Genomic DNA, 22,758 nt, shown 5'->3' on the forward strand with positions numbered 1-22,758 from the left:
CCCAACAGATGGCAGAAGCAATTGCAGACTCCTCAATCTCTTGAGATAATACTTAGACAGAAGATTGGCAAAGGCTTTAGTCCAGCTAACCAATTGACTTTGCACCTCAGGAGCTTAAGCCATGTCGAATGAATCTATAAACACAGATATCCCTCAACGGAGTGATTGGCTATTGAGTCATAGAAAATCAATTACTTCGCAGTTGGGAGAAGATGGCATCCTGGAAAAAATATTTGAAATCATTCCGAAAGGGAATAAATGGTGTGTGGAATTTGGTGCGGGAGATGGAAAATTATTGAGTAACACCTATAACCTTATTGTCAATCACAATTGGTCTTCTGTCCAGATTGAAGCCAACCCAGATCGATTTGCTGTGCTTTCAAGCAGGTATTCTGAACGTGAAGATGTATATTGCCTTAATAAGGTTATCAGTTTCGAGGGGGAAGGGAAGCTTGATGATGTCTTGTGTAACACTCCAATTCCAGAAGACTTTGATCTCCTCTCAATCGATATCGACGGAAATGATTTTCATGTATGGTCGTCCCTAGAGAAATATCGTCCAAAAGTTTTGGTTATAGAATTTAATCCAACAATTCCTCATTATGTAAACTTCGTTCAGAAAAAAGATATTAATGTCAATCACGGCTGTTCTTTAGCTGCTCTTGTTGAGCTTGGCAAGGAAAAGGAATATGAGTTGATTTGTTCTACTCAGTGGAATGGGATTTTCGTCAACAAAAGGTATTATCCACGGTTCAATATCTCAGACAACTCAATCTGGAAAATGAATCACAATTATCAGTTCTGGACTTATGTTTTTCAAGCCTATGATGGAACCCTATTTTTAGGAGGCATGAACAAGCTACTATGGCACGATATTACAGTTGACCTTAAAATGATGGAGGAGATGATACAGGTTCTCTCTCCCGAAGAACGTGTCTTCCCGGATCATTTAAGGTAAACAGGATTCAATCTTCTTTCAGCAAGATCAGTTTCTTCACTTCGTCAGGGATCCGGCTCTACCCATGGTTAATTCTGTGTTGGCGGACAACTCGCCTTCTAGTTTGAAGATTGGCCAAGTGGCGCTATCAGCGGGTTTGCCCGTACGGACGGTGCGCTACTACGAATCGATCGGGCTACTGGCCCCGACGGTGGAACGGGCCGAGTCTAGCTATCGGTTGTTTGATCCGGCGGTGTTGGGGCGGTTGGCTTTTATTCGCCGTTGCCAGAGCTTGGGCTTGAGTCTAGAGGAGATCCGGGAGATTTTACAAGTACACGATCAAGGGGCACTGCCCTGCCAAGAGATTCGGGATCATCTGCAGAAAAAGCTCCAGGAGATCGAACAGCGGATCGCCGATCTGCAAACCCTGAAAGGCCAAATTCAAAGCCTACTCTCCGCCTGGCATATTCCAGAGCAATCTCTGGCCGAAAGTACAGTGATCTGCCCAATTTTGAAGCTCTGATGCAGATCAGAGTTCGTCCCAACACTCCATTTGAACACTGCACTTGACAGAATTACTCTACCGTCACCGACTTGGCCAAATTACGGGGCTGATCCACATCTGCCCCTCGGCGTAAGGCCATTGCGTAGGAGAACAACTGCAATGGGATCGTATTCAAGATCGCTGATAACAGCGGTGTGGTGCTGGGAACTTCGATGATGTGGTCGGCTTTCTCCCGCACCTGCGTGTCTTCTGGGTTAATTAGGGCGATCACCCGTCCCCCTCGTGCCCGCACCTGTTCGATGTTGGAGAGCATTTTTTCGTAGACGGGATCCCGGGTGGCAATACAGACCACAGGCATACGCTCGTCGATGAGGGCAATCGGCCCATGTTTCATTTCTCCTGCCGGGTAGCCTTCCGCGTGGATATAGCTAATCTCTTTCATTTTCAGGGCCCCTTCAAGGGCAATCGGTGCATTCACCCAGCGGCCCAGGTAGAGCATATCCGTGACGTGATGGTACTGATCCGCCAGGTGGTCGTAGAGGGCGGTGTCTTTCAGAAGCAGGCTAATTTTGCCCGGTAGCTCGATCACCGATTGCAGGTGGGTTTGCATTTGGGCCGGGGTAAGGATCCCTTTTGCCTGGGCGATTTGCAAGGCCAACAGGTACCCCGCCATCAACATGCCCGTAAACACTTTGGTGGAGGCGACGGCGATCTCTGGCCCCGAGTGAATGTAGATCACCCCCCCATCAGCCAAACGGCTGGCCTGGGATCCGATGGCGTTCAAAATGCCCAAAGTCGGGATCCCTTGTTCGCGGGCTTCTGCCATGGCCGCCAGGGTATCGACGGTTTCGCCCGATTGGGTTAGGGCTAGCAACAGGCTGTTGGGACGCAGCACCGGGCTACGGTAGCGAAATTCAGAGGCATAATCGACCTCCACAGGGGTACGGGCGATGCTCTCGACGAAGTACTTGAGCACTAGGCAGGCGTGCCAAGCTGTACCACAGGCCACGGCATGAATTTGCTCAATTTGGGCCAGTTGCTCCTCAGACAGCGCTAGTCCCTCCAGCAGGACACGACCATGTTCGATATCCACCCGCCCCCGCAGAGTATCGGTGGTGGTGCGGGGTTGCTCGAAGATCTCCTTCTGCATGAAGTGCTTGTAGCCGCCCTTGGCCGCCGAGATCGGATCCCAGGCGACGGTGGTGCTGGATTTGCGTAGTTCTTCGCCGGTAATGCGCTGGTAACGCACGCTCGACTCGGTAAGGATGGCCATTTCCCCATCCTCTAAAAACACCACCTTGCGGGTATGGCGCACAATTGCCGGCAAATCAGAGGCGACAAAGTTTTCCCCTTCGCCTTCTCCAACCACCACGGCTCCGGCATTGCCCAAGCGAGCGGCAATCAGTTGATCCGGGGAGTCCCGATCCACGGCTACCACCGCATTTCCCCCCCGCAGTTGCCCCATCACCTGGCCAAAGGCAGCTGTAAAGGATCCCAGCTCTTGGGTATAGAGGCCGAGCAGATGGGCGATCACCTCCGTATCGGTTTGGGAGCTAAACGGGATCCCGCGCTCCAACAAGTGTTCTTTGAGCTCCAGATAGTTCTCGACAATGCCGTTTTGAATGACAACAATGCGCCCGCGCTCATCGCAGTGGGGGTGGGCATTCTCTTCGGTAACGCCGCCATGGGTGGCCCAGCGGGTATGGCCGATCCCCAATTTGGCGGTGGGCATGTCGGCGGTCAGTTTCACCAGCAGATTGTGCAGCTTACCGGTGGAACGGGCGATTTTTAAGCCCTGCTCTGGATCAACAGTGGCAATTCCGGCGGAGTCGTAGCCCCGATATTCTAGGGTGCGTAAGCCTTCCAACAGAATCGGGGCAGCCCATTGGAAGCCGATATAGCCGACGATGCCACACATCACTCACCTCACCTACCGGAATATCCGCAAAGCCTATCTTAGCTTCGGGATCCCTTCAACGGTTTTGGGCGTAATCGTGCTTCACAGCCTTGGTGTGGTTTCCTCCTCTACATCTACAAAGGAAACGGGGGCAAAGCGGAAGTGGTACTCTGCTGCTGCAGGCTGAATCTGATCACCGGAATCGCCGGGAACGCTAGAAACCAACCCACTTAACCCCAACACCAGATCTCGCAAGCCCCGCCGAAATTGAGGATCCCCGGTCAGTTCATCGATATCGGCAGTGATTTTCTGGGTGTTTTGAAAGGTGACACGGGCGGAATCGAGGGTTTGGCGCAGGGTAGCCATGGTGCCCGGATCATTGAGATTGGCGGAAATCTGTCTCAGATCGTCGGTGGCCTGAGCCACATTGCTGGAGGCAACGCGCACATCCGCCACAATCTGCCGCACATCGCTGTGCAGCTGGGGATCCGTAATCAGGGGGCGTACTGCGCTGGAGATAGCCTGCAGATCTTCGCTGACCTGTTGCACATTTTCCAAAGAGGCATTGAGGGAAGTGCGGTTTTGTTCCAGTAGGCCGGTGAGCTCATCGGCAGCCGACTGAAAGCTGCGGGCCGTCTGGTTGACAGAACCAGCAGCCTCTTGGATGGCAGTGGCGGCCGTGGTGAATTGGGACAGATCCAGATCTTCGGTGCGGAGGGTGGAGACGCGATCTTCTACGGTTTCGGAGAGATCGGCTACGCTGTTGGCCACACGGGTAATCCCTTCCAGGGTGGAGTTGAGGTTGTTGAACAACTGGTCGTCGTTGACCCGCGTGATCAGCCGATCCATTTGGGTGAGCAACTGGCCAAAATCCACGCCGGGGGTGCCCTCCACCACATCCCCATCACAGACGATTTGGCTGCTGTCGCAATCTTCTGCCAAGGGGGATCCCTTCAGGGCCTGCATATCGCCAGTAGTTTGGGGAAAAATATCCATTACGGTTTCTCCCACCAACCCCGTTTGGCTGGTAAAAAACAAGGCATTGCGGGGAATGGCCAAGGGCTGATCCACCGCTACCTGTACCTCCACCAAGCCAAGCTGCGGCAAAATGCGCTCCACCCTGCCCACATTCACCCCTCGCAGCCGCACGCTGGATCCCTGAGCGAGTCCGGCCACATTCGTGTAGGTGACGGTGAACCGAAAACCCTGGCTGCCAAAGCGCAAATTGTAAATCCACAGAAATAACCCAGCAAAGCCCAAAGCCCCCGCCAGGATCAAGAGCCCTACCGCCCCTTCTCGTACCGCCCGTGAACGCATCACACCTGCCCCGCCACTTGAATTGGCCCATCGACGCTACCACTGAAAAATTGCCGCACGAAGGGGTTGTCACAGGTTTCGATCTGCTGCACGGATCCCTGCCATTGCACCTGCCCCTGCGCCAACAGCACAATCCGATCAGTGGCTCGCCAAATGGTGCTGTGCTGGTGGGTAACGACGATGTAGCTCTCGCAAGCCTTCTTCACCTGTTGTAGATCCCGAATCAGATCTTCGATCACCGTGGAAGCGATCGGATCCAATCCCGCCGTCGGTTCATCGTAGAGCAACAGCTGCGGCTCATCCTGGGGTAAGGAGGGATCCTCCATAATGGCGCGGGCGAAACTGGCCCGTTTGCGCATCCCCCCTGAGAGTTCCTCTGGCAATTGCTGCTCCTTGCCCGCCAGCCCGACTGCCTCTAGCTTAGCGGCTACCAATTCCCGAATGCGAGAGCGGGGTAAGCGCGAGTGTTGGTAGAGCAAAAAGCCGACATTCTCTTCCACCGTCAGGGAGTCGAACAGAGCTGCCTGCTGAAATACCATGCCCACGCGCAAAGGGGGAGTTTGATGTTGGGCTTGAATCTCCGGCAGAGGGATCCCGCACCAAAAGACTTCTCCAGAATCCGGTTCCGTTAGGCCAGCAATGATGCGCAGCAGCGTCGATTTCCCGGTACCCGATGGCCCTACCAACCCAAGGGCTTCGCCACGATACACCTTTAGATCCACTTGGTCGAATACTACCGTCGAGCCGAAGCGCTTGGAAACCTGGCGCAACTCCACTAAAGGAGTGACATCCGCAGATTTCCCCGAGGACTGAAGCTCCCCCACCGTCGAGGAATGGATTGGTTGGCTGCGACCGTTCATCCTGTTGCGCTTTGCCTACTGCTGTTCAGTCAGGATGTCCCCTTCCATTGCTAGTCTAGGGATCCCTGGGGGGCAACGCAACGCGGAATTGGGTAGAGATCCCTAGACGAGAGGTTAATCCGGCTGGGGTTCCGGGGTGGGGTCTCGGTCAGGAACGGGGCCAAACCCAGAGGGGATCCCTGCCTCCGCCTTCGGTTCGATCAGGTTGGGCACCGATAACTCCAGTAACTCCGGGGTTTCCTCCTCCTCAGGCTCGGATCCCATGCGTCGTGAGAAGCCCCAGACAAATAGGGGGATTACGGCGATCATCACCCCCCACTCCGGGATCTCGATGTGCGGGAAAAACACCTCGAACAGCATCGTGCTCCCCACTAGGGCGATGATGGCAAAAGCAGCATCTTCTAGGCGAGAGAACTCATCCAACCAGCGCAAAAACAGAGAGGCCATGTAGCGCATTAAAGTAATGCCGAGAATACCCCCGAGGATGATCACCCAAGCCTTGCGGGAGACGGCGACGGAAGCGGCGATGCTGTCGAAGGAAAATACCAAATCCGTCAGCTCCACCATCACCAGAGTCTGCCAAAAGTTGGCATGGCGGGTGAGATCTTGCTCTTCGCCTGCTTCTTCTCCCCGAAAATGCTGCCAAGCCAGCCAGAGCAAATAACAGGCCCCGACAAACTGTGCCGGCGGATACTCCACCAACCAAATCGCCGCGAAGATGATGGCAATGCGAAAGCCATAGGCCCCAACAATACCCCAGCGCAAAGCCCGGTTTTGTTGTTCGGGGGTAGGCAAATGTTTCACCAAAGCAGCCAGGGCAACGGCGTTATCGGCAGACAGGGCCGCTTCCAAAAACACCAAAGCCACCACCAAAAAGAGATCCGTCCAGGTGAAGGAGTAAATCACCCCTTGGGCAAAAGCCAAGACTGCATCCATTGACATATCCGCGCGTTTTATCCACCACAGAAAAAAATTCCGCTCTTCCCCGCAAGAAACTCACCCACTCAATACCTAAGGAGCACCCCAGCGAGGTATCCTACATCATGCCATCTGTGGCCCAAAGGTGTATAGCTGAAGATGAAAAGAACCCCGCCAGGACGGGATCCAAACTGGATATGGCCCGAGTATAGCCTTTATCCCTGGGATCTGTTGACACTACCCGACAAGGAGTTTGCTTGTCTGACCCTGGCTCGCAATTCGTCGCTCCCATTAGCCATGGCTGCTTCTGGTTTGGATGATCGGCCCGAGCGGCCAGTATGAACCCTGGTTTTTTAGGTGCTGTTGCAAATGCATGCCCAGGGATCCGAGATGCCCCCTAATCGAGCCGTTCTGCCAACTCCAACCAACGGGCGGTGCCAGAGTCGATGGCTGCGGTTAAATCCGCCAGTCGCTCTGCCAACTTTTGCACTTCGCTATAGCCGGTAGGGGGAGTGTGATACAGGATCCGTTCAATTTCGGTTTTTTCGGCCTCCATTTGCGGAATCTGGCTTTCTAGCTGTTCATATTCTCGTTTTTCCTGGAAGGAGAGTTTTTTGCTTTTTGTGGCGTTAATAGGCTTTTTCCCCAGTATAGCCTGGGGTATAGGAGTGACCGGCTCGGCACTTTTCTGGGCGGCTTTGTTCTTGCTCTCTTGCTGTTGTTGGTGCTCGAGATACACAGAATAGTTGCCAGGGTACTGACGAATTTGGCCGGATCCCTCGAAGGCAAAAATGCGATTCACGGTGCGATCTAGAAAATAGCGGTCGTGAGAGACCACGATCACACAGCCGTTGAACTCCTCTAGATAATCTTCCAAAACGGCCAAGGTTTGCACATCCAGATCATTGGTCGGCTCATCCAAAATCAACACATTCGGCGCTTGCATCAACACCCGCAGCAGAAACAGTCGTCGTCGTTCGCCGCCGGAAAGCTTGTGGAGGGGAGCATATTGCTGGTCGGGGGGAAACAGAAAGCGCTCCAACAGTTGCGAAGCGGTGATTGTCTCACCCTCCACCGTTTTCACCCGTTCTGCCACCTCCTTCAGGTACTCGATCACCCGTTGGTCGGGATTCAGGCTGAGATCCTCGGAATGTTGGTCAAAATAGCCAATGTGGATGGTGGGGCCCATTTCAACGCGACCGGAGTCTGGAGCTAAACTGCCGGTGAGGATATTCATCAAGGTGGATTTCCCCGCACCATTGGGGCCGATAATCCCCACTCGGTCATCCGGAGCAAAGGTATAGGAAAAATCTCGGATCAGGGAGCGGTCGCCATAGGATTTGTGGATCCCTTCTAGCTCGATCACCTTTTTGCCAATGCGCCGCCCGGCTGTAGCAATTTCTACTTGGCCGAGGGCTTGCTTGAATTCTTGGGTTTGTAGCGCCTCGATCCTTTGTTTGCGGGCTTTTTGTTTGGTGCTGCGGGCTTTAGCGCCCCGTTTCAGCCATTCCAGTTCCCGCCGTAAGAGGTTGGCATATTTGCGTTGGGATCCTGTTTCAACCGCTTCGGCAGCCGCTTTTTTCTCCAGGTAGTAGGAGTAGTTGCCGCTGTAGGCATACAGATCGCCGCGATCCATTTCTAAAATGCGCTGGGTGACCCGATCCAAAAAATAGCGGTCGTGGGTGATCAGCAGCACGGCCCCGCTAAAGCGCTTCAAGTAGTCTTGAAGCCATTCCACCGATTCCGCATCCAAGTGGTTGGTGGGCTCATCCATTAGCAGAGCATCCGGCTCCGCCAACAGAGCAGCCGCAATGGCAATCCGCTTGCGATAGCCCCCGGATAAATCTCCCACGCGGGCCTGAAAGTCTACAATACCCAATCGACTGAGAAGGGTTTTGGCCTGAGTTTCCAGATCCCAAGCGGCTTCTGCCTCGATGCGTTCGTTCAGACTGGCCAACTGCGCCAACAGCACGGGAGCCCCATCCTGATGCGCGAGTCGATGGGAAAGTTCTTCGTAGGCCCAGATCAGACGCATCTTTTCTCCGGTAGCGGCGAACACCTGCTCCAGCACCGTATGCTCAGGCTCCATCTCCGGCTGTTGGGGGAGGTAGATCATCCTTGCCCCGGCACTCACCCACAGCTCGCCTCCATCGATGGGCTCTAGGCCAGCGATCATTTTCAACAGAGTGGATTTCCCGGAGCCATTGGTGCCAATGATGCCAACTTTTTCGCCTTCTTCTAGGCTGAAACTGGCACTCTTCAGGATCTCCTTGATGCCAAAATCTTTGCGAACGGAGTTGAGGGTGAGCAGGGCCATGGGCAAAACAAATCTGGGAAACAGCAGGAAGGGGTTGGCAACGCGGATAGGGTTTGCCTAGATGGGATCCATCTCAAGCCTTGTGGAAGAAGGGCTACGGAAAACTCATCCGAGCTCAGCCCTGTAGGGTTGAGGGGAGTTTGTCTCTGCTGACTCAAGAAGATAGGCACCTATGGATTCCAGGCTGGGTGGATGTAGAAACGGGATGCGCACCATGAGTTGCTGAGCCAGATGTTCGGGGAGTTGGGCCAAAAGCTCTTGGTGCCGTTGGGCCACGGTTTGTCCGAAGACATCGGAACTGTCCACCCAAATCCGGTTTAGCACGGCATAGGGATGCGGGATCCCCAGTCCATCCAGTTCGGTGAGCAATCGCTGTGTTTCTGCCAATACCGCTTGTTCTGGGTTAAAAACTGGAATAAAAGTAACGAATTGGGGATCCTGTAGTTGCTGCCGCAGTTGCCGCACCTGAGCCAATAGCCCGCGCAAGCGCTGGGCCAATTCCGGCCTGCCCACCACATCCCGATACTTCAGCCACAGTTTTAGGGCTAAGCTCACCCATCCTTCCAGGGCTTGGGGCATCTGCAAAAATCGCAGCATATGGCCGGTGGGGGCCGTATCCAGCACCACCAAATCAAACTGGCCAACAGAGCTTTGTTCCAGAACCGTCAACAGGGCCATCACCTCATCCAAGCCCGGTGGGGGCATTTGCAGCAGTTGCCGCCAGGCTTGCGGGTCGTATTGCACCTCCACTCCGGGGGTCGATTCTCCGGCCAAAATGGCGACAATATCCTCCAAATAATCCTGCCGGAATTGCTCCAGCACCACTGCTGCATCGATCTCTTGTCCCATCAGGTTGGGTAACAATGGCAGCGGATCCTGACCCAACTTCACCTCGAACAAATCCCCTAAGGAATGGGCCGGATCAATCGAAACCAGTAACAGGTGCTTGTCGGGATGCCGCTTAGCCAAGTTCCACGCCAGTGCCCCGGCCACCGTTGTTTTGCCCACGCCCCCCTTACCCCCCGTCAGGGCCAGTCGGATCCCTTGGTTGAGTAGATCGGGAATGCGGAGCTCTGTGTTCAGTTGGGTAGGGATCCCTTGTGAATGGGCTGGGACAAAGTTGACCTCGGGCAGATCCCGCAGGGGCAATAGCTGGGTCACCAAATAATTCAGGGCATTGGCTCCAATCGGCTCCTGCAGTTGGTAGGGAGAAATCCAGATGGGGTAGCCAGACAAGCCTTCTGTGAGGGCCCTGAGCAGACGATGTTGTTCCTGCTGACGGGCTTGGTAGAGAGGAGAGGGCTGCGGGGATCCCAGCAAAACCTGATTGACGAGGATGCCGCCGATGGGCAGGCGGCGATACTGTAATTGCTGACAAAAGCGCCGGGTTTCCTCCAGGCTCAAATGCTCCGGCAGCATTACCAACCAGACAGAAGTACTCTCGGGATCCGTCAGCCGTGCTTTGCCAGCTTGTAATTCCTCCCGCAGTTGGGCCAGAAAGGCATCTGCCTCATCAGCTCGGTAGGTGCCGGTTAAGGCTTGGGAGAGCTCACGGTGTTTGGCCTGAAAGGTGGCAAAAACCGCCAACACATTATCCAAAAAGTCCGGCAGCTCCAGCAGACGCAGGGTATGCCCGGTGGGAGCCGTATCCAGAATAACCGTATCGAGTTCTCCACCCGCCAGCAGCCGGTTCACCTCCAAAATTGCCATCAGCTCATCCACCCCCGGCCAGGCCAAATCCCAAACCGGCAGCAGATCCTCCCGACCAAACCAACTGCCGCGCTCGGCGATCAGTTCCAGTGCCGCCCCGTAGGTTTGCTTAAAGGCTGCCAGCAACACCTCAGCCTGTAGCGCGCGCACCTGCAGATTAGGGCAATCCGGCAAAGGCTGAGCCTGCTCCGTAACCGGCACATCCAACACATCCCCCAGCGAATGGGCCGGATCCGTGGAGATCAACAGCAGCCGCCGTTGGGGATCCGCCTGGGCCAATTGGCGAGCCAAGGCACAGGTGAGGGTGGTTTTGCCCACCCCCCCCTTGCCGCTAAACAGTACAAGGCGGTGGGCGGCGGAAATCAAAGGGCGATCAGGGTACAAAGGGATCCCTTCCAAGGTGGGTCATCCCCATTTTGGCTTGGATCCCGTTTGGGCCACAGTCTAGGAGAAGCTCAGCGGAAGATCATCTCGGCAACAGCTTCAAAGCCAGCATCCAACAGCTGATCCAACACCGACTGGGCTTGGCTGCGGCTGTCGTAGAGACCGGCTTGCAGCACATTTCTACCGTTGAACACGGTTTCCACTGCACCGGGGATAAGCTGTTGCAAGCGGTTCAGATCTTCACTGCTTCTGGGGGTGACCAAGACGCGAAACTGAGTGGCGGAATCGGCAGCAGCCACCGTAGTGGCTGGAGAAGCTACGGATACAGGTGCAGCTTGAGATTGGCGCTGGGCGGGAGGAGGCAGCAGGGTGGTGATATCCGTTAGAGGAGCGGAGCTGGAGTTGCTGGTGGTGGTGGGCGGAACCACTGGCTGAGCAGGGGTGGTGGATCCATCCGGAGTAAAGGGAACAGCAGTAAACTCCTGGGCTGAGGGCTGCGGGGCAGGTTCGGCGGCCGTGACCGGGGCAGTGGGTGAAGTCTCAGGGCCGCTCGCGGGAACATCAGGTAAAATGCGCCCTCCGGATCCCTGGGTGGGGGAAACAGCGGTGGGAGCAGTGGATTCTGGCACCGTCAAAATCGGTAAGGTCGGAGTGGTCTCGGCTGGAGTGGCCGAAGCAGGTGCAGGCTCTGTCACAGCAGCAGGGGCAGCAGGCAAAGCTGGGGTGCTGGGCAAGGCAAGAGCACCTGGGGAAATCGGGTTGGGTGCAGCGATAGGGGCAGCCGCGACGGTGGTTTGGCCCGCCAGATCCAAATCCCCTTTGGTTTGGCCCCGCAACTGGTTGCCGTTGGCATTGATGCGCAAACCGCGAGTGGAGTTGTTGATGTCGTACTGGCCGTTGCCTTCGAAGATGTTGTTGCCGGGATCCGAAGCCGTACCCAAATCCGGTAGAGCTGTCGTGATGGCGGTGAGGCCGGTTTCTAGGTTTTGAGCGATCAGGTTGTTGCGCAGCATCGGCTGAGAACTGCCCCCAACAATCACGCCGGTGCGATTTTGCAGAATGCGGTTGTTGCGCACGATCGGGGTAGAGCGCTGATCAAGGGTGAGGCCGAAGCCGGTTTCTTGAAACAGGTTGTTGACGATGGTGGGCTGAGAGGTGCCTAAGACGGAAATGCCATTGGCCCCATTCTGGTAAAAGCGATTGCCCTCTACCCAAGGGTTGGAAGCACCGGTGATGAAAATACCATCGTGAATGCTCCCGACAAAGCTATTGTTAAGAACACGCGGAGAAGCAGATTCAACCCAAAGAGCATAGCCCCGCCGACCTTCATTGCGCATAGAGATCCCCCGCACTTCTGCCCCCGTTTCCGCCAACATGGTGACGTTCTGTCGGGCCACCGTCGGGCTAATGTAGGTGCCGCCTCCCGTGATCAAGTAGCCTTCTCCCAACGTGGATTCGTCCCCCCGCAGGGTGAGGCCGCCCCTGAGACGAATCGGGAAAATCTCGCCACTCTGCTCGCTATAAACGCCGGGGAAAAGCTGAATGACACTGCCGGAGGGGGCCCGCTGGGCGGCGTGGGTGATGGTTTGGAAGGGGTTGTTACGGGATCCATCACCACGGGTATCGCTGCCATTGGCGGCATCCACAAAAATGGCGGGGCGATTGTCGGGTAGCGGCGGGGCACCGGGTAGGGTTTGATCGCCAGAAATACCCGTATCCAAAGAGGTTTGTGCCCAGCCAGGATCAAAGCCTGCTGCCAGCAGTAAGGTGGTGCTGAGGAGCAATGAGGAGGTGAGGCGCCGAACACGTAAGCTGGACTTGCCAGTCATCAACCGGCCAGACAATAAAAAGATCATAGTTGTCACCCTCACACCGGGTTTGGCTAGAGAAGGAAGGTCGAAGTTATCCTAACAAACCTAGGGGACGGGATCCTGCCCTGGCACTCAGCCCCAGATACGGAGAAACGCAGGCTTCTTTTTCCGGCCCCAACACTAGCCCTGGAGTTTCATCCCGCCCAAAGGATCCCATGACCGCCAAACCTCTTGCCCCCGAATTTCTTGCTTGCGACTCCGGCTCTCCGGCTACTGATTCTGGAGGAAGGACGCTGCTGAATCTACTGTTGCTGGGGATCCCGGCTGGGCTGCTAGGTCTAGCTTTGCTATGGGATCAGCAGGGAGTGGGTTGGGTGGCAGTGCTGCTGCTGCTGGGTCTGGCGGGTTGGTGGGGGCGACCGTTTTGGATCAGAATTGGGCGCGGCCTTTGGCAGCAGTTGCGTACCTGGCCAGGGTCTTTGTGGATGGTTTTGGCCCTCAGTTTGGCCGGAATCGGGGGGATGAGCCTGAGTGGGATATTCTCCGGGCTGGCATCCCTCAGTTGGGAAGCCATTGGGGCGCTGGGGGAGGTATTTGGGGCGGCAGGACAAATCTTGATCGCCATTCTGGCCGCCTACATTGCCTGGAGGCAGTACATCATCTCGCGGGATCTGACCATTCAGCAGAACGTGATCACCCAACAGCAAACCATCGATGCTTACTTTGAGGGGATCTCTGGTTTGGTTTTGGCCCCGGATGGACAACTGGATGATTGGCCTCTGGAACGCGCCATTGCTGCTGGACGCACCGCCGCACTGTTGAATGGGGTAGATCGCTTTGGTAAAGCCAAGATCCTGCGCTTTCTTTCCACGGCCAATTTGCTCAGCCCTTTACGCCGCGATGATCATCTTGGGCGCCCGATTTTGGATGGCAAAGGCGGCTACCAACGGGATCGCCTGCACGGGATCCGCGTCGTCAAACTGGAGGCGATGTTGGAGGGGGCCGATCTGCACGACACCCAGTTGCGGGCTATTGATCTGAGTGAAGCCAGCCTGGAGGGGACCGACCTGCGTGACTGTGATCTCAGCCATGCCAATTTGTGTGGAACCAACCTACGCCATGCGGATTTGCGGGGAGCGGATTTGCACCGGGCTTTGTTGTTTGTGGGATCTTTGGAGACGGCTTCTCCCGCTCAACCGGGGCAAAAGCCCGACTTCAAAAGCGGAGCCTATGCCGGTGCGATCGTGACGGGGGCCGATTTTCGTCAGGTGCGTCGTCTTTCTCCGGAGCAACGGGCCTACCTAGCCACTTGGGGAGCCCAACTCAGCCCAGAACCGCCTCCGCAGGTACTTCACAAGAATCCGGATCCCAGCCCTGGCGCTTCCGAGCCACCAGACCCCATAGGCTAGAGTGAGTGGCCGGTGCAGTTGGAGGATCGCCAGGTTGCTGACCAAGTTCTGGCTGTTGGAGCGCTATCTATTTGGGCAGATGCTCACCCCAGTGCTGGCCGGTGTGGCGGGGGGAACGATGCTGCTGCTGGTGGGCCGGCTGTTTACCCTGGCGGAGCGATTGGTGGAGGGATCCGTCCCGCCCTTAATGGTGATGCGCCTTCTGGCTTTGGATATGCCGGAGATGGTGGTGCTGGGGATGCCCATCGCCGCTTTTTTCGCTACCATGCTCACCCTCGGCAAGCTGAGCGGCAACAGCGAGATCACCGCCTTACGGGCGGCTGGGATCCCGTTTACACGAATTTTCATGCCCCTGTTGTTGGTGGGCCTGACCATGAGCCTCAGCGCTTTTGGCATTAGCAACGTGCTGCTCCCGGCCAGCAAACAGCAGATCCGCGAGATTGACCAGCAGGCTTTGCTCACCCAAGCCACTACTCCGGTTCAGTACGATGTTTTTTTTAAGACCGAAGATAACCTCTGGTTTTTCATTCGCCAGGTGGATCCGCGGCTGAATACGATGCAGGATGTGAGCGTGTTGCAGGTGAATCCCCTACCGGGGGGAAAATACCAGTTGGTGGAAGTGACTCTGGCGGCTCAGGCGGTGTGGAATGGGCTGGAGTGGAGCTTGATTGAGGGAGTTCACCACATCTATGGCCCTGCTGGCACCAGTATTGCTGAGCAACCCTTCGACCGCAAACCGTTGCAAGTGTCGGAGGATCTGGCCACCCTAATGCAGCCGCCGGTTCCCCCGAGCGAGTTGCGCTTACCGGAATTGGCGGAGCGAATTTCTCGTCTGGCCCGCTCCAACCTGAACACACAAGCCCTGCGCACCGAGTTTCATCTGCGCTTTTCTCTGCCCTTGGCCAGCTTTTTTGCGGTGTTGATTTCTTTGCCTCTAGGATCCGGCACCGCCCGTCGGGTAGGTCGCTATGGCGGTGTGGTTTTCGGCATTTTGCTGGTGTTTGGCTACTACGTGATTCTGAGTGTGTCCCGCAGTTTGGGAGAAGCCGGGGCATTGCCCCCTTGGGCAGCGGCCTGGAGCTTCAACATTCTGTTCGGAGGCATCGGTATGGTGTTGTTGGCTCGCTTTTTGCGTTAGGCCTCCCACTCAGGATCTTGGCCTAAAGCGCGCAATCTTTCTGCTAGGCGCTCGGCTCTTTGGCGCTCTTGCTCCGCTCTTTGACGTTCCTGCTCGGCTCGTTGCCGCTCGAACTGGGCCTGTTCATCTCCTGTCAGAAGCAACTGCCCTTGCGCATCGCACCAGCGTAGCCAGCGGGCCTGTTTTGCCTCAAAAACTCCCTCCCACACCGTGAGTCCAAGCTCCACCTGTTCCAGCCAAGTTTCGGTCATTTCCACGTAGTGGCGGCCCCGCAGCTCAAAAATTTGCAGCTCGTCTGCTCCTAGCTCGTGATTCGGGTCAAAGACAACATAGTAACTAACCCGCATCTGTTCATAGCGGCTCAGCTTGCTTTCCAACTCGTTGCCTTCGGGATTAGAGACAATCTCAATCACCACATCTGGCGGCTTATCAAACTGCCACAGTAGGTAACAACGGTTCTGCTTCTCCCACCACTGCTCCGGCACAGTGACATCTAGGCTGAGAAAAACATCTGGCACAATTGGAGGCCGACCAATGGCGGTGTAAATGCCCACATTAGCCGCGGCCAAAAAGGTCTTGCCCTGCAACGCGCTGTAGAGGACTCCAGTCAAGAGGCGCTGCTGCTTTTCAGAGGCAAAATTGTCTACGGGGGTGTCATCCTCAGTCACGAGCTCAGCAACGTCAGGAGCCAGTAGTTCGATATCCATCAGCAGATGCGGTTGTAGGTAGGTTTTGGTGATCTTAGCCGCCGACAAGCAAAAAGCCGCAGGTTTGGCTTTGCCAGAACTGGTGTTGGTGGTGATTCTGTACTAATAAGACCCACTGCTGGCATCACAAGTACTGGGATCATTGCCTGAACCGGTGTTGCCATTGAGGTTAGCCACATTGGGGCCTGTTGAGGCTACGTTGGCTGTACTGCTGGGAACCGCCGTGCCGAATTTGTTGCTATTCAAAATCACAGTGCCCCCAAGGTTACTGATAGCTCCACCGCTGGTTGTAGCGGTATTGCCGCTGAGATTGCTGTCTGAGACAGTGGCTTTAGAAAAGGTGGTGAATAAGCGGATTCCACCGTCAGAGTCTGCGCTGTTGTTACTGAGGGTACTGTTGTTCACAGTGAGGGTAGAGCCAGTTGCCGCAAAGATCCCGCTGCCATAACCAGAAGATCCGTTGGTAATGGTCAGCCCATTGATGGTGACATTGAGATTGGATCCGATATTAAATACCCGGAATTTCACTTAACTGAGGGCCATTTGCAGCTGTTCTTGAGCCACCTGCAAGGCTTCTGGTAGTTTCTCCGGTTGTTTCCCGCCCGCTTGAGCCAGGTTGGGCCGTCCACCCCCGCCCCCGCCAGTCAGCTTGGCGATCTCGCCAATGAAGGATCCGGCTTTCAGACCTTTTTTCTGCACCAACGGGCTAAAGGCTGCCACCCAGCTCACCTTGCCTGGCTCCGGCAGGGATCCCAGCACGATGGCTCCTTCCCCCAGTTTGTGGAGCAGATGCTCGGCGGCGGTTTTCAGGGCTTCGGCATCGGTGGATCCCAGTTCTGCCACCAAGATTTTCAGTCCACCGACGGAAATCGCCTGTTCCAGTAGCTGTTCTGCTTGTAGCAACGCCAGCTTGGCGCGGGTTTCCTCCAGTTCCTTTTGAGTGGTTTTCAGCTCTGTTTGTAAGGCCACGATCCGTTCTGGGATCTCCTGCGGCTTGGCCTTAAATTGGGCGCTCAGTTCTCGTACCACGCTATCCCGCTCGTTTAGGTATTCCAGCACCGCTGGCCCGGCTACGGCTTCAATGCGACGGATCCCAGCAGCGATGCCGGTTTCGGAGATGATCTTAAACAGCCCAATTTCAGCGGTGTTGTTGACGTGGGTGCCGCCACACAGCTCCATCGATACCCCCGGAAAATCGATCACCCGCACCTGCTCGCTGTATTTCTCCCCGAACATGGCCAGTGCTCCCTTAGCCTTGGCCTTGGCTAAGGGCATGACCGCCACCTGGGCAGTATGGGCTTCGGCAATCCAGGTATTCACCAAGCTCTCGATTTGCTCCAACTCAGCAGGGGTGACGGCCCGCGATAGGGTGAAATCGAAGCGCAATCGGTCAAAGGCTACCAGGGATCCCGCCTGACCCACCGAGGGATCGACAATTTTTTTCAGGGCCGCCTGCAACAGGTGGGTAGCGGTGTGATGGGCTTGGACGCGCCGCCGACAGGCCAGATCAATCTGAGCCTGGACGGGATCCCCGACTCGCAGGGTGCCTCGTTCCACTCGACCCAGGTGAATAAACAGATCCGACTGCTTCTGGACATCCTCAATCCGCACCAGCAGCTCATCCCCAGATAGATAACCCCGGTCGCCAATTTGACCGCCCGACTCGGCGTAGAAGGGGGTGCGATCCAAAATGATCTGTACGGATTGTCCCGCTTCCACCTGTGGTACCGATTCCCCCTCCACCAACAGGGCCTCCACTACCCCTTTGGCTAAGGCTTGGCTATAGCCCAAAAACTCCGTTTGGCTCAAGAAACCCGCCAATTCATCCAGGGATCCCTGGGCGGTGAGGTCGATGGTTTGGTGAGCCGCCCTAGCCCGTTGCCGCTGCTGCTCCATTTCCTGCTCAAACCCGGCCAGATCTACGCTGAAGCCCTGTTCTGCGGCGATCTCCTGGGTCAGTTCCAGCGGAAAGCCGTAGGTGTCAAAAAGTTTGAAAGCATCGGCGCCAGAAATCTGCTTTTGCGGGGTTTTCTGGCCTTTTTTACCCGCCTTAGCAGAGCCGGTGGCCGTAGCAAACAGGTCAAACAACAACTTTTCCCCTCGCTCCAGGGTTTTGAGAAATTGCTCCTCCTCCCGTTTCAGCTCCGTTTTGATCAGGATTTCCCGCTCTCGCACCTGCGGATAGGCTGCTTCCGCCAACTGAATGGAGGTTTCCACCACCGCTGGGGTAAAGGGATCCATGATCCCCAACAGCCGCCCATGGCGCACGATCCGCCGGATCAACCGCCGCAACACATAGCCCCGATCCACATTGGAGGGAATCACCCCATCGGCAATCAGGTGCATCACCGCCCGCGCATGATCCCCAATCACCTTCAACGAGGTTTGTTGCTCCGGGGTGGCCTGGAAATAGTCCAGTTGGGCGAGGCCGGCAGCCGTTTGAATGATTGGCAAGATCAGATCCGTCTCGTAGTTGTTGGGCACCCCCTGCAGCACCTGGGCCAGCCGTTCCAGTCCCAGGCCGGTATCGATGTTTTGCTTGGCCAAAGGGGTGAGGCGACCTTCGCTATCCCGGTTCAGCTCCATGAACACCAGGTTGTAGATTTCCAGGAAGCGGGAATCATCCTCTAGGTCGATGTGGGCATCTCCCAATTCCGGCTTGAAATCAAAGTAGATCTCGGAACAGGGGCCACAGGGACCGGTCGGGCCAGAGGCCCAGAAGTTATCCGCCTCCCCCATCCGTTGAATGCGGTGGGCCGGGATCCCTACCTCATCTCGCCATAGGGCAAAAGCGTCATCATCCTCCCGAAATACGCTCACCACCAGCCGCTCCGGAGGCAGGCCAAAGACCTCCGTCACCAGTTCCCACGCCCAGGCAATCGCTTCTTTTTTGAAATAGTCTCCAAAACTAAAGTTGCCCAGCATCTCGAAGAAGGTGTGGTGGCGAGCGGTTCGCCCAACATTCTCGATATCGTTGGTGCGCACACATTTCTGGGAGGTGGTGGCCCGTGCATAGTCGGGATCCCGTTGCCCCAAAAAAATCGGTTTAAAGGGCAACATCCCGGCAATTGTCAACAACACCGTCGGATCCTCCGGCACCAGCGAGGCACTAGGCAGCACTTGATGGCCCCGTTGGGCATAGAAGTCCAGAAAGGTTTGGCGAATTTCTGCACCGGAGAGAGATGGGAACATAGCAGGGGCAAAGGGAGACTGTATCAATTCTAAGTTTTTTGCATTCTGGGCAACCCACTCCTTCCCAGACTGGCGCCTAGTCCACGCCAATCAACGGCAAAACTAAGCGATTTCTCCGATTTATCTCAAGAGGGCAGACGCTAAAATCACCCTATCCGCAGCAGTTGTGCAAAATTTATTCCCTCCCGGTCTAACCTAGATGTATCTCTCACAACTTGTCTGCCCCCCTTGCTCCTCAGCCCCGCACCGGTTGCACGAATCGTCAGCTGGTAGGCCCTGAACTGGTATGCCCAACTGTTACTGCCTCAATCCTGCCTGTTCGCAGCCGGAAAACCCGCCGGAGGCTTCCACTTGTGCAGCTTGTGGCCATCCGCTTCTGGTTCGCAATCGCTATCGGGCATTCAAACGAATTGGGCAAGGGGGCTTTGGCTCCACTTTCCTGGTGCGCGACCAAGATATGCCCTCCAAACCTTGGCGGGTGATCAAGCAGCTACGCCCAGTGGAGAATTCACCGCAAATTGCCAAGCTTTCAGAAGAACTGTTTAACCGCGAAGCCCAGGTGTTGGAGCGTCTTGGGGAACATTCACAAATTCCCAAGCTGTTTGCCCACTTTCAGGAGGGTGGCAAATTTTATTTGGTGCAGGAGTTCGTTCAGGGCATCACCCTCTCCCAAGAAATGCACCGCAATGGGCCTTTTTCGGAGGAACAAGCCCGACAGGTGATGCAGGAGGTGCTGCTGATCCTCAGCTATGTCCACAGCCACAACACGGTTCACCGCGATATCAAGCCCGCCAACCTGATCCGCCGCAAAGAGGATCAGCGGTTGGTGCTAATCGACTTTGGGGCCGTGAAGGAGCTGGGCCCGGCCCATGAACAAGTGGTGGAAGTGACGGCGATTCGTTCCCTAGGCTTTTCTCCTCCAGAGCAGGTGCAGGGGCAGGCGGTAGGCCCCTCCAGCGATCTTTATGCCTTGGCGGCCACTTGCATCAACTTAATGACCTTAGAATCGCCGGCCAAGTTTTATGACCACGACACGGGTCAGTGGGATTGGTCGAACCGTCTACAGCTCAGCCCGGAATTCAACGCCATTTTGACCCGGATGTTGCAGCAGACTGTAAATCAACGGTTTGCTACGGCGACCGAAGTGTTGCGGGCGCTCCAGGGGATGTCGCTAGAGGAAATTAACGGCCCGGTTTCTCAGCCGATAGTTTTACCCCATCACCCGGTCGGCATCAGTCCGAGTCCGTCGATGATCTCCAGTCACTGGGCCAGACGCCGTTCGGAGGGATTTTCCCAGCCCACACCGATCGCGCGACCCACCGCTGGCGGGATCCCCTCTGGGGGTCTAGGGACTACCCCCACTGGGTTCATCAGCACCACTGGGTTTGCTCAAGGTCGGGTTACCAGCACTACGGGTTTCGGACGAGTCAAACCTGCCACGCCACCCCGAAATCAGTCTATGGCCGGAGCCGATTTGCGCGGACAATCTTTTGCCAACCAAAACTTGGCTGGTCAGGATCTGCGGCGGGCGGATCTGCGGGGAGCGGATTTTTCGGGGGCCAACCTCCAGCGGGCCGATCTGCGCGGGATCCTCTTCAATACCCCTCAACCCAGTTGGTTACAGGCCCTCAGCAGGTTGTTTGGGCGGGCCAAGACTCTGGGGGGAATCGCAGCTGGCTTGGGGGGGTTGCTGGGCTCAGGGCTCCTGGCCTTTTTGATTATCCGCCTTGCCACAGGTAATTTGGTCTACGCTTTGGGAGCAGCTTTGATCGCTTTGGTGGTGGCCGGCTCGGTGCTTTGGTCGATGACAGGGCGGGTGAGCTTGGCCCAACACACAGAGGAAACCAACAAACGCTTTACCAGCTTTCGCAAAGCTGACCTACGGGGGGCACAGATGGATGAGAAGTTCCGGGAGTTTGCCCGGCGGCAGGGTGCCTTGCTGGGTTAGAGAGATGGATTTGAGAAGCTGATGACGTGACTCGAACACGCGACCTGCTCATTACGAGTGAGCTGCTCTACCAACTGAGCTACATCAGCAGGGTATGCTTCAACAGTTGAAAGACTCCGAAAACCCGAGCGGCCACCAAGTCTGGGTTTCTTGTCATTCCCCTGAATTGAGCTTATCGATTCTATCTCATCCCCGCCGCGCTCGGGATCCCCAACGCCAGCGCAACAATCCGAAAGACAATGCCAGGGTTAGCCATGCCATCCAATCGCCGCTGCGGCTGAAAAAGGTTTGCTCCGAGCGCCGCATCACCTCTCCAGTAATCACCCCCCGCTGAAAAATCGGGCCTACCTGTTGCAGCCGCCCCGAGGGATCCACCACCAAATTGCCGCCGGTATTGTTCACGAACACTACGCTCCGCCGATTTTCAATAGCCCGGAAAACCGAAAGCTTGCCGTGCAGCATCGGCCAGTGACTGTTGCCAAACCAGCTATCATCCGAGATCACAATCAAAGACTCTGCCCCATTGCGAGTCAACGTCCGACTCGGCGCAGGCAAAACACTCTCCAGACAGACCATCACCCCCAGAGCCCCGAAACGCTCACCTCCCGCCAGAGGCCGATATCCATCCGGTGAAGGCACATACCGCCCCGACTCGAAATAGGGAAAAATCCACTGCTTGCCAAACAAATCCAGCAGATTACCCTGAGCATCGAACAGCAGGGCGGTGTTGAAAAACTGCATTTGATCATCAGGCAGATCCACTGTGCGGGGATCCGGCTCAGTGGCACCCGTAATCAGCGCTCCTGTGGGGAGGAGGATCCCTTGCATTGGCTCGAGCACATAGGGTTCCAACCCCGTGTTGAGCAACCGCGCCCGCAACGCCCCCTCCGGCCAGATCACCAACTCCGCCCCTTTCGCCACCGCCTGCCTAGAAAGTTGATGCAGCTCTCGATACCGCTCTATGCGATACTCCCAACTGCGATCTGCCTCCAACCAAGCCACCTGCTGTACAGCCCCCACCCGAAAACGGGGAGCCCCTGCGCCCGCCGCCCAGTTATCGAAATACGCCAACCGCCAGCCCCCATAGGCCAATACGGCTCCACTCAGACCTAACCCCAAAGCCAGCGTCCGCCAGAGGGTTGAACGGTCAGAGAGCTGGTTCTTCCAGATCTGCCAACCTTGGGTGGCCACTTGCCAGAGCAGCCCATTGACGAACACCGCGAAGAAGGTCACGCCCCAGATGCCTGTCACATCGGCCATTTGGATCCCTAAAGGCCAGTCAAACAGCAGGGATCCCCAATGGAAGGGAATTGGAGACCACAGCAAGCCCAACAATCCATCCAACCCTGTCCAGACGGTGGCTATGCCCAGAGGACGCACCCAAGCGGGCAGGGGCCGACTGAGGTAAAGGCTGAGCAGCGTAGCGGTGGTGAAAAACAGCGGAATAAGCGGAGCGACCACAAATCCGCCCAGGATCTCCCAAGCGCTGAGCACCTTGACGGAAAAGGGATCCACCCAGAAGGCATAGAGACAAACACAGAACCAAAGGCTGTAGGCCAAGCCCAGTCGCCGCCATCCTTGCCGTTGTTCACACAGATAAAACAGCGGCGCCAAACCCAGCAGTGCCCCCGGGAACCAGTGCAGCCAACGATTGGGGGAGCCCAGGCAGAGCAGCAGAATGGTCAAGATGATCAGCCAGTGCTCTCTC

16 protein-coding genes and 1 tRNA gene are annotated in these 22,758 nt (G+C 56.1%); 5 read left to right on the forward strand and 12 right to left on the reverse strand.

Features of this window, described 5'->3' with window-relative positions; genetic code table 11:
- Window positions 1-121: 121 nt before the first annotated feature.
- Window positions 122-958 carry an FkbM family methyltransferase gene (locus L1047_RS14900; protein ID WP_235279791.1) on the forward strand — a complete coding sequence of 279 codons (837 nt, stop codon included), beginning with the start codon at window positions 122-124 and terminating at the stop codon, window positions 956-958.
- A gap of 64 nt (window positions 959-1,022) precedes the next feature.
- Entirely contained in the window at window positions 1,023-1,460 is a 438-nt protein-coding gene (locus tag L1047_RS14905; protein ID WP_235279792.1) for a heavy metal-responsive transcriptional regulator, read from the forward strand.
- A 52-nt stretch (window positions 1,461-1,512) separates the two neighbouring features.
- On the opposite strand, the gene glmS is transcribed toward L1047_RS14905, so the two are convergent.
- The 7 genes from glmS to L1047_RS14940 all read right to left on the reverse strand — a co-directional run bounded on the left by glmS (window position 1,513) and on the right by L1047_RS14940 (window position 12,701).
- Window positions 1,513-3,360 carry a glutamine--fructose-6-phosphate transaminase (isomerizing) gene (glmS, locus tag L1047_RS14910; RefSeq protein ID WP_235279793.1) on the reverse strand — a complete coding sequence of 616 codons (1,848 nt, stop codon included), beginning with the start codon at window positions 3,358-3,360 and terminating at the stop codon, window positions 1,513-1,515.
- Between the two features lie 81 nt (window positions 3,361-3,441).
- Window positions 3,442-4,656, reverse strand: coding sequence for an MlaD family protein (locus tag L1047_RS14915; protein WP_235280094.1), 1,215 nt, complete (start codon window positions 4,654-4,656; stop codon window positions 3,442-3,444).
- Window positions 4,656-5,516 carry an ABC transporter ATP-binding protein gene (locus L1047_RS14920; RefSeq protein WP_235279794.1) on the reverse strand — a complete coding sequence of 287 codons (861 nt, stop codon included), beginning with the start codon at window positions 5,514-5,516 and terminating at the stop codon, window positions 4,656-4,658. Before L1047_RS14920 ends, L1047_RS14915 begins: the two co-directional genes overlap by 1 nt.
- A 114-nt stretch (window positions 5,517-5,630) precedes the next feature.
- Window positions 5,631-6,458 carry a TerC family protein gene (locus L1047_RS14925; RefSeq protein WP_235279795.1) on the reverse strand — a complete coding sequence of 276 codons (828 nt, stop codon included), beginning with the start codon at window positions 6,456-6,458 and terminating at the stop codon, window positions 5,631-5,633.
- A 373-nt stretch (window positions 6,459-6,831) separates the two neighbouring features.
- Window positions 6,832-8,751 carry an ABC-F family ATP-binding cassette domain-containing protein gene (locus L1047_RS14930; protein WP_235280095.1) on the reverse strand — a complete coding sequence of 640 codons (1,920 nt, stop codon included), beginning with the start codon at window positions 8,749-8,751 and terminating at the stop codon, window positions 6,832-6,834.
- 105 nt (window positions 8,752-8,856) lie between these two features.
- On the reverse strand, window positions 8,857-10,860 hold the full coding sequence (locus L1047_RS14935; RefSeq protein WP_235279796.1) for an ArsA family ATPase: 2,004 nt from the start codon (window positions 10,858-10,860) through the stop codon (window positions 8,857-8,859).
- Between the two features lie 56 nt (window positions 10,861-10,916).
- Entirely contained in the window at window positions 10,917-12,701 is a 1,785-nt protein-coding gene (locus L1047_RS14940) for a DUF1565 domain-containing protein (RefSeq protein ID WP_235279797.1), read from the reverse strand.
- Between the two features lie 170 nt (window positions 12,702-12,871).
- Between L1047_RS14940 and L1047_RS14945 the strand changes: the two genes are divergently transcribed.
- Together L1047_RS14945 and L1047_RS14950 are read left to right on the forward strand one after the other, a co-directional pair.
- Window positions 12,872-14,065 (forward strand): pentapeptide repeat-containing protein, encoded by a 1,194-nt coding sequence (locus L1047_RS14945; protein WP_235279798.1) that lies wholly within the window; start codon window positions 12,872-12,874, stop codon window positions 14,063-14,065.
- A 34-nt stretch (window positions 14,066-14,099) separates the two neighbouring features.
- Window positions 14,100-15,203 carry an LptF/LptG family permease gene (locus L1047_RS14950; protein ID WP_235279799.1) on the forward strand — a complete coding sequence of 368 codons (1,104 nt, stop codon included), beginning with the start codon at window positions 14,100-14,102 and terminating at the stop codon, window positions 15,201-15,203.
- Here L1047_RS14950 and L1047_RS14955 read toward each other — a convergent pair.
- Genes L1047_RS14955 through alaS form a run of 3 tightly spaced genes read right to left on the reverse strand, consistent with a single transcriptional unit; the run spans window position 15,200 to window position 19,102 of the window.
- A complete protein-coding gene (locus L1047_RS14955) occupies window positions 15,200-15,958 on the reverse strand; it encodes a Uma2 family endonuclease (protein ID WP_235279800.1) in 759 nt (252 codons plus the stop codon). The genes L1047_RS14950 and L1047_RS14955 overlap by 4 nt on opposite strands.
- Before the next feature lie 54 nt (window positions 15,959-16,012).
- Window positions 16,013-16,438, reverse strand: coding sequence for a hypothetical protein (locus L1047_RS14960; protein WP_235279801.1), 426 nt, complete (start codon window positions 16,436-16,438; stop codon window positions 16,013-16,015).
- Entirely contained in the window at window positions 16,439-19,102 is a 2,664-nt protein-coding gene (gene alaS / locus L1047_RS14965) for an alanine--tRNA ligase (RefSeq protein WP_235279802.1), read from the reverse strand. It abuts the gene before it with no gap.
- Between the two features lie 286 nt (window positions 19,103-19,388).
- On the opposite strand from alaS, the gene L1047_RS14970 reads away from it, so the two are divergent.
- Complete coding sequence (locus tag L1047_RS14970; protein ID WP_235279803.1) at window positions 19,389-21,050, forward strand: serine/threonine-protein kinase; 1,662 nt, start codon at window positions 19,389-19,391, stop codon at window positions 21,048-21,050.
- Window positions 21,051-21,066: 16 nt separating this feature from the next.
- Here L1047_RS14970 and L1047_RS14975 read toward each other — a convergent pair.
- Window positions 21,067-21,139 (reverse strand) — tRNA-Thr (locus L1047_RS14975).
- A 97-nt stretch (window positions 21,140-21,236) separates the two neighbouring features.
- Window positions 21,237-22,736, reverse strand: coding sequence for an apolipoprotein N-acyltransferase (lnt, locus tag L1047_RS14980; protein WP_235279804.1), 1,500 nt, complete (start codon window positions 22,734-22,736; stop codon window positions 21,237-21,239).
- Window positions 22,737-22,758: the final 22 nt, after the last annotated feature.

Origin of the sequence: Synechococcus sp. Nb3U1, from assembly GCF_021533835.1 — a bacterium.
In the GTDB taxonomy this organism is placed as follows: domain Bacteria; phylum Cyanobacteriota; class Cyanobacteriia; order Thermostichales; family Thermostichaceae; genus Thermostichus.

What these genes read in the sequence shown, in the direction of transcription:
- L1047_RS14915 (WP_235280094.1), bottom strand. Translation starts at nt 4,656, where the DNA reads ATGCGTTCACGGGCGGTACGAGAAGGGGCGGTAGGGCTCTTGATCCTG.
- alaS (WP_235279802.1), bottom strand. Translation starts at nt 19,102, where the DNA reads ATGTTCCCATCTCTCTCCGGTGCAGAAATTCGCCAAACCTTTCTGGAC.
- L1047_RS14920 (WP_235279794.1), bottom strand. Translation starts at nt 5,516, where the DNA reads ATGAACGGTCGCAGCCAACCAATCCATTCCTCGACGGTGGGGGAGCTT.
- L1047_RS14925 (WP_235279795.1), bottom strand. Translation starts at nt 6,458, where the DNA reads ATGTCAATGGATGCAGTCTTGGCTTTTGCCCAAGGGGTGATTTACTCC.
- L1047_RS14940 (WP_235279797.1), bottom strand. Translation starts at nt 12,701, where the DNA reads ATGATCTTTTTATTGTCTGGCCGGTTGATGACTGGCAAGTCCAGCTTA.
- glmS (WP_235279793.1), bottom strand. Translation starts at nt 3,360, where the DNA reads ATGTGTGGCATCGTCGGCTATATCGGCTTCCAATGGGCTGCCCCGATT.
- L1047_RS14970 (WP_235279803.1), top strand. Translation starts at nt 19,389, where the DNA reads ATGCCCAACTGTTACTGCCTCAATCCTGCCTGTTCGCAGCCGGAAAAC.
- L1047_RS14930 (WP_235280095.1), bottom strand. Translation starts at nt 8,751, where the DNA reads ATGGCCCTGCTCACCCTCAACTCCGTTCGCAAAGATTTTGGCATCAAG.
- L1047_RS14905 (WP_235279792.1), top strand. Translation starts at nt 1,023, where the DNA reads ATGGTTAATTCTGTGTTGGCGGACAACTCGCCTTCTAGTTTGAAGATT.
- L1047_RS14900 (WP_235279791.1), top strand. Translation starts at nt 122, where the DNA reads ATGTCGAATGAATCTATAAACACAGATATCCCTCAACGGAGTGATTGG.
- L1047_RS14945 (WP_235279798.1), top strand. Translation starts at nt 12,872, where the DNA reads ATGACCGCCAAACCTCTTGCCCCCGAATTTCTTGCTTGCGACTCCGGC.